3 protein-coding genes and 3 pseudogenes are annotated in these 6,005 nt (G+C 62.9%); 4 read left to right on the forward strand and 2 right to left on the reverse strand.

Annotated elements, in window-relative coordinates; genetic code table 11:
* The 3 genes and pseudogenes from ID132_RS13285 to ID132_RS01125 form a co-directional block, all read left to right on the forward strand.
* A pseudogene (locus ID132_RS13285) lies at positions 1-390 on the forward strand (transposase); the annotation flags it as partial.
* An 82-nt stretch (positions 391-472) separates the two neighbouring features.
* Positions 473-2,080: a carboxylesterase/lipase family protein gene (locus tag ID132_RS01120; protein WP_164509703.1), complete on the forward strand. Its 1,608-nt coding sequence runs from the start codon at positions 473-475 to the stop codon at positions 2,078-2,080.
* A gap of 230 nt (positions 2,081-2,310) precedes the next feature.
* Positions 2,311-3,561 (forward strand): IS256 family transposase, encoded by a 1,251-nt coding sequence (locus ID132_RS01125; protein ID WP_125106309.1) that lies wholly within the window; start codon positions 2,311-2,313, stop codon positions 3,559-3,561.
* Positions 3,562-3,830: 269 nt separating this feature from the next.
* Here ID132_RS01125 and ychF read toward each other — a convergent pair.
* Positions 3,831-4,903: pseudogene (ychF, locus tag ID132_RS01130) on the reverse strand (redox-regulated ATPase YchF).
* 309 nt (positions 4,904-5,212) lie between these two features.
* Between ychF and ID132_RS01135 the strand changes: the two are divergent.
* Entirely contained in the window at positions 5,213-5,782 is a 570-nt protein-coding gene (locus ID132_RS01135; RefSeq protein ID WP_125106311.1) for a BCCT family transporter, read from the forward strand.
* Positions 5,783-5,791: 9 nt separating this feature from the next.
* Here the strand turns inward: ID132_RS01135 and ID132_RS14560 are convergent.
* Positions 5,792-6,005, reverse strand: a pseudogene (locus ID132_RS14560) (transposase); the annotation flags it as partial.

Genomic DNA, 6,005 nt, shown 5'->3' on the forward strand with positions numbered 1-6,005 from the left:
GGACCGCGAGCACGCCGAGGCCGNGCGCAGGCGTTCGCGGCCGCCTACGGTGCGAAGTGGCCCAAGGCGGCCGCGAAGATCACCGAGGACCTGGACGTGCTGCTGGCGTTCTACGACTTCCCGGCCGAGCACTGGGTGCACCTGCGCACGACCAACCCGATCGAGTCCACGTTCGCCACCGTCCGGCTGCGGCAGCGCGTCACCAAGGGACCGGGCTCGCGCGCCGCGGGCATCGCCATGGCGTTCAAGCTCATCGAGTCCGCGCAACGACGCTGGCGCGCGGTCAACGCACCCCACCTCGTGGCCCTCGTCCGCGCCGGCGCCACCTTCGAGAAGGGAAAGCTCGTCGAACGACCCGAGGAATCAGCAAACCAGCAACACGTAGCGTGACACGCCGATCCACAGGTCTTGACAATTACTCATGACAATATACTATCAGCCTGTACGCGGTGAGCGACGGAGAGAGGAAACGATGGAAAAGATCCGCCAGGAGACCCCAGTGGTCGAGACGGCATATGGTCCGGTGCGCGGCACCGTCGAGGATTCGATATTGGCTTTCCGCGGCATTCCCTATGCCGCACCGCCAGTAGGTGACCGGCGGTTCAAAGCGCCTGAGCCCCCGGAACCATGGACTGAGCCGCGAGAGGCGACGCAGTTCGGCCCGGCCTGTCCCCAGGAGTACAGCGAGCTGGAGCTTCCGGAAGGCCTGGAGCTTCCGGAAGGCTCGCCCATCTCTGAGGACTGCTTGACCCTCAACGTGTGGTCACGCTCATTGGAGGGCAATGATCCGGTGATCGTGTTCATCCATGGAGGCGGCTTCGTCGCAGGATCGGCCAGCATTCCTTGGTATGACGGTGCAGACCTCGCCCGGCGCGGGGCGACGGTGGTCTCGATCCAGTACCGTCTTGGCCCGTTCGGCTGGCTCGATCTCAGCGACCTCGGCCCCGAGTACGCACAGAGCATGAACAACGGCCTGAAGGATCAGATGGCCGCACTGCAGTGGGTCCGGCAGAACATCGCTGCCTTCGGCGGGGATCCGCGGAACGTGACGGTCTCAGGTGAATCTGCTGGCGCGATCAGCATCTCCGCACTCATGGGAGCCCCGGAGGCTGATGGACTCTATGATCGGGCCATTCTGCAAAGCGGCACCGCCGGCACTGTAGCCTCCCGCAAGTGGGCCGCAGGCGTGGCGAAGACCTTCGCCAAGAAGGCTCGGGTGAAGAACCTGGCGGAGGTGCTCGAGCTCAGCACCGAACAGATGCTCCGGGCCGCATCGAAGCTGTACTCCTCCGAGTTCTTCGACACTGTGTTCCACCCGGTGGTCGATGGCGGGCTCATCCCCGAACTGCCGTCTGCGCGGATCGCCTCACCAGATGGCCCGAGCACACCGGTGATCATCGGGACCACACTCGACGAGGCCCGCTACTGGTACTACCCACTGCCTGTGATCCGACGACTCCCCTTGGTCTATTCGCGTCCCTGGCTGGAGGCCCTGGTCAGCGACCGCGCTGATGAGGTCATCGAGGCGTATCGGACCGAACGCCCGGATCTGACTGACTCGGAGCTGCAGCTGGCGATGATCGGCGACGTCGGGTTCCGCATGCCGGCGATCCGCATGGCCGATGCGCTCTCAGCCCGCGGCGTCGAGACCCACATGTACCTCGCGACCGTTCCGACCATAGACATGGACGGCGCTCTGGGCTCCCCGCACGCGGTGGAGCTTCCATTCGTCTTCGGCACCACCGGCGCCGCCACGACGTTCGTCGCCGACGATGCCGCCAACCGTCGCCTCTCCGAGCAGGTTCAGGATCTGTGGGTCTCCTTCGCCCAGGGGCAGACTCCGACCACCGCGGAGACAACCTGGACTCAGTACGACGAGGACACCAGGTCCACCTTAATCATGGACACTGACCTGCGCGTCGAGAGCGACCCATATCCGGCCGCCAGACAGGCGTGGGGCGAGCTGTCCTTCAACGGTGCCGAGCCCGGCTTGGAAGGCCTCACCCCATTCCAGTACGCCGGCACCAACACATACGACCCACGAGTCATCGGTGCTGTCATCGGATGGGGGCGGGTCTGAGCTGCAGGTGCAGTGCTGCTCGGTCTGGCGGCCGGGGCATTGCTGCTGGGGCGGCGTCTCTGGCGCGGGTGATGCCGGCGGCGTGGACGACGATCTGGTGCGTCCTGTGGAGTAGCGTCCGGGATAGTGGTGTACGAGCCTCGGTGAGCTGGCTGTTGGAATGACAGTGACGGCCACCGCGTGTTCTTTCGAGTGAACCTCTCACAGCACTCTCGAAAGGAGCCACGACGATGACCGTCACCCCTTCCAGTATCGACCTGAAGGCCCTTCTGGAGAAAGAGGTCCTGCAGGCCTCTCCGGACCTGATTCGGGAACTGCTGCAGATCTTCATCAACACCCTGCTCTCGGCCGAGGCTGACGCGGTCTGTGGGGCCGAGTACGGTGCCCGTGATGCATCCCGGAGCAACCGGCGCAACGGCTACCGGCACCGAGAGCTCGATACCCGGGCTGGGACCATCGATGTCGCAGTCCCGAAGCTGCGGGAAGGCTCCTACTTCCCCGACTGGCTGCTGGAGCGCAAGAAACGCGCGGAGCGGGCTCTGACCTCGGTGGTGGCCACCTGCTACCTGCTCGGTGTCAGCACCCGCCGGATGGACAAGCTGGTCGGCTCTTTGGGGATCACCAGCCTGTCGAAGTCCCAGGTCAGTGACATGGCCGCCGAGCTCGATGAGCAGGTCGAGGCCTTCCGCACCCGGCCGTTGGATGCCGGGCCCTACACCCTGGTCGCCGCAGACGCGATGGTGATCAAGGTCCGTGAGCATGGGCGAGTGATCAACGTCCACGCGCTGATCGCTACCGGAGTCAACAGCGACGGATACCGTGAGATCCTCGGGGTCCAGGTCACCTCTGCTGAGGACGGAGCCGGATGGCTCTCCTTCTTCCGCGACCTGGTCGCAAGGGGCCTGTCCGGGGTCAAGCTGGTCACCTCTGATGCCCACCCCGGGCTGAAGGCCGCGGTGGCCGCGACCCTGCCTGGGGCAGCCTGGCAGCGGTGCAGGACCCACTACGCGGTGAACCTGATGAGCATCACTCCCAAGCAGCAGTGGCCAGCAGTGCGGGCGTTGCTGCACAGCATCTATGACCAGCCCGGCCCTGAGGCCGTCCATGCCCAGTTCGACCGAGTCGTTGAGGACCTCGATGCCAAGCTGCCCAAGGTCGCTGACCACCTCGCCGCCGCCCGGGAAGACATCCTGGCCTTCACCGCCTTCCCCAAGGCCATCTGGCGCAAAGTCTGGTCCAACAACCCCAACGAGAGACTCAACCGCGAGATCCGCCGCCGCACCGATGTCGTGGGGATCTTCCCCGACCGCGACTCCATCACCCGGCTGGTCGGAGCGGTGCTGGCTGAGCAGCACGATGAATGGGCAGAAGCCCGCCGATACCTCTCGCTGGAAGCCATCGAAGCAGCCCAGGCCCTCGAGCCCACCAGCAGTCAGGAGGTGAGCACCACAGAGCCCACCCTCGAAGCCATCCCCGCCTGAACACACCCTGAAACGAGAGCACACCGCGAACACGACTCATACACCACTACTCAGGACTTGACCTCCTGTGGGGATCGAACCCACAATCAGCGGGTCAAAAGTCGCAGCACCTTGGGTAGCACCCTGGCTGCCTACCCAGGAGGTACCGAACACACCCACACAGTACCTACCCTCGGCTACCAAACCAGCCAGAACAGCAGTGTGAGGGAATCGAGGCAGTCTTCCAACCGCCACCATTCAGCATCACTGCTGTAATTCTGCGTAGGCAGTCAGCGCCGCCCAGAGGTTAATCCGCTTTTGAACTCGACCACGTCGCCGTCCNCAGGCGGACCTTTCCGGCGGCTTTGGCCTCGTTCATGGAGCCGGCAGCCACCAGATCATCGAAGCTGACGATCTCGGCCTTGATGAAGCCACGCTGGAAATCAGTGTGAATCACACCAGCCGCCTCCGGCGCTGTCGCGCCCTGCGGGATAGTCCAGGCGCGTGTCTCCTTCGGGCCCGCCGTCAGGTAGGTCTGCAGCCCCAGGGTGTTGAAGCCCACGCGTGCCAGCTGATCCAGACCGGACTCCTCCTGACCGTTGAGCTCCAGCATCTCGCGGGCTTCCTCCTCAGAGAGATCCACCAGATCAGACTCCAGCTTGGCGTCAAGGAACACCGACTCAGCCGGTGCCACCAGATCCGCCAGCTCCTTCTGACGCTCAGGAGAACCCAGCACACCCTCATCTGCGTTGAAGACATAGATGAACGGTTTAGCGGTCAGCAAGCTGATCTGCGCCAGCTGATCCATATCCAGTGATGAAGCCTTGGAGAACACCGTCTCCCCCGCCTCCAGCACGGTCAGCGCCTCCCGGTAAGCATCCAGGGTGGCCTTATCAGCCTTCTTACCCGAGACCTGCTTCTCCAACTTCGGGATCGCGTTCTCCAGGGTCTGCATATCAGCCAGGATCAGCTCAGTGTTGATGGTCTCCATGTCAGAGGTGGGATCCACCTTGCCGTCCACATGGATGACATTCTCATCCTCGAAGACACGCACCACCTGAGCGATCGCATGAGCCTCACGAATATTGGCCAGGAACTGGTTGCCCAGACCCTCACCCTCGGAGGCGCCCTTCACAATGCCGGCGATGTCCACAAAAGACACCGTGGCCGGAAGGATCTTCTCCGAGCCGAAGATCTCGGCCAGCTTCCCCAACCGCTCGTCCGGCAGGTTCACCACGCCCACATTGGGTTCAATGGTCGCGAACGGGTAGTTCGCCGCCAGGATCGTCTGCCGGGTCAGTGCGTTGAAGAGGGTCGACTTACCCACATTGGGGAGTCCCACGATTCCGATAGTCAGTGCCACGATCCCCTAACCTACCGCGGGAGCCCCCGCTATGCCGAGTCCAGTGTCCGTTCCACCGATTCCCGTCTCGGAGCACCCTGTGCCAGTATGAGGTGATATTGCCCACAAATAGGACCCGTTATCGTCTTGCTCCTTTCCGCGTGACTATGCGCCACAATCAAGAATCCGCCCCCTCCTAATTCGCGAGTCTCACTTCAGATTCGAAATAACGTAGGGATGTTTTGTGCACAAGCATGTTTGGTCCGCGCAAGGCTGCCCCGTCAGCCGTGCGCCTGACTGACGAGGTAAAGAACTGAAAGGTAGAAAATCATGGCAGCTGCGTCTGCAGTCTCCAAAGTGAATTGGCCGGTGTTCATCGTGTCCGCGGTGCTCATCCTGGCCTTCACGCTCTGGGCCGCCCTTGCACCGGGCACCGCCTACACCACGCTGGAAACAGCGTTCACATGGCTCAGTGAGTACCTGGGCTGGTACTTCATTCTTACGGCGGCGATCATTGTCATCTTCGTACTGATCGTGGCATTCTCACGCGTCGGTAAGACGAGGCTTGGCCCCGACCACTCCAAACCCAAGTTCAGCCTTTTCACCTGGGCCTCCATGCTCTTCGCCGCCGGTATCGGCGTAGACCTGATGTTCTTCTCCGTAGTTGGTCCCGCCACGAACCTGCGAGTAGGCCCCGGAGCAGCCGAAGGCACCCTCCAGGCCGCTGAAGAGGCTGCCCTGTGGACTATGTTCCACTACGGCATCCCAGGTTGGGCGATGTACGCCCTTACCGGTATGGCATTCGGGCTCTTCGCCTATCGCTACCACCTGCCGCTGTCTATCCGCAGCGCGCTCTACCCCATCATTGGCAAGCGTGCTAAAGGGGCTATTCACCGTTGAGCGTGNGCCTAGGATACGTGATTGATAGTTCTTCTGGTTGCGGAACCCGCGGCCGGTGCGCTTGATCTGCTTGATCCCGGTGTTCGCCGACTCGGTCCTGGCGTTGGTGACTTGGGTGCGGACGAAGACTTTGATCTCGGTCCACCACTTCGCCACCGTGGCGGCGAGTTTATCGGTCTCGGCCATGTCAGCGGCGGCCACGGCCATTTCGAAGTCGATCCGG

Origin of the sequence: Gulosibacter sediminis, assembly GCF_014904065.1 — a bacterium.
GTDB lineage: Bacteria > Actinomycetota > Actinomycetes > Actinomycetales > Microbacteriaceae > Gulosibacter > Gulosibacter sediminis.

Excerpts from the sequence above, each read along its gene's own strand:
- ID132_RS01120 (WP_164509703.1), top strand. The coding sequence starts at position 473 with ATGGAAAAGATCCGCCAGGAGACCCCAGTGGTCGAGACGGCATATGGT.
- ID132_RS01125 (WP_125106309.1), top strand. The coding sequence starts at position 2,311 with ATGACCGTCACCCCTTCCAGTATCGACCTGAAGGCCCTTCTGGAGAAA.
- ID132_RS01135 (WP_125106311.1), top strand. The coding sequence starts at position 5,213 with ATGGCAGCTGCGTCTGCAGTCTCCAAAGTGAATTGGCCGGTGTTCATC.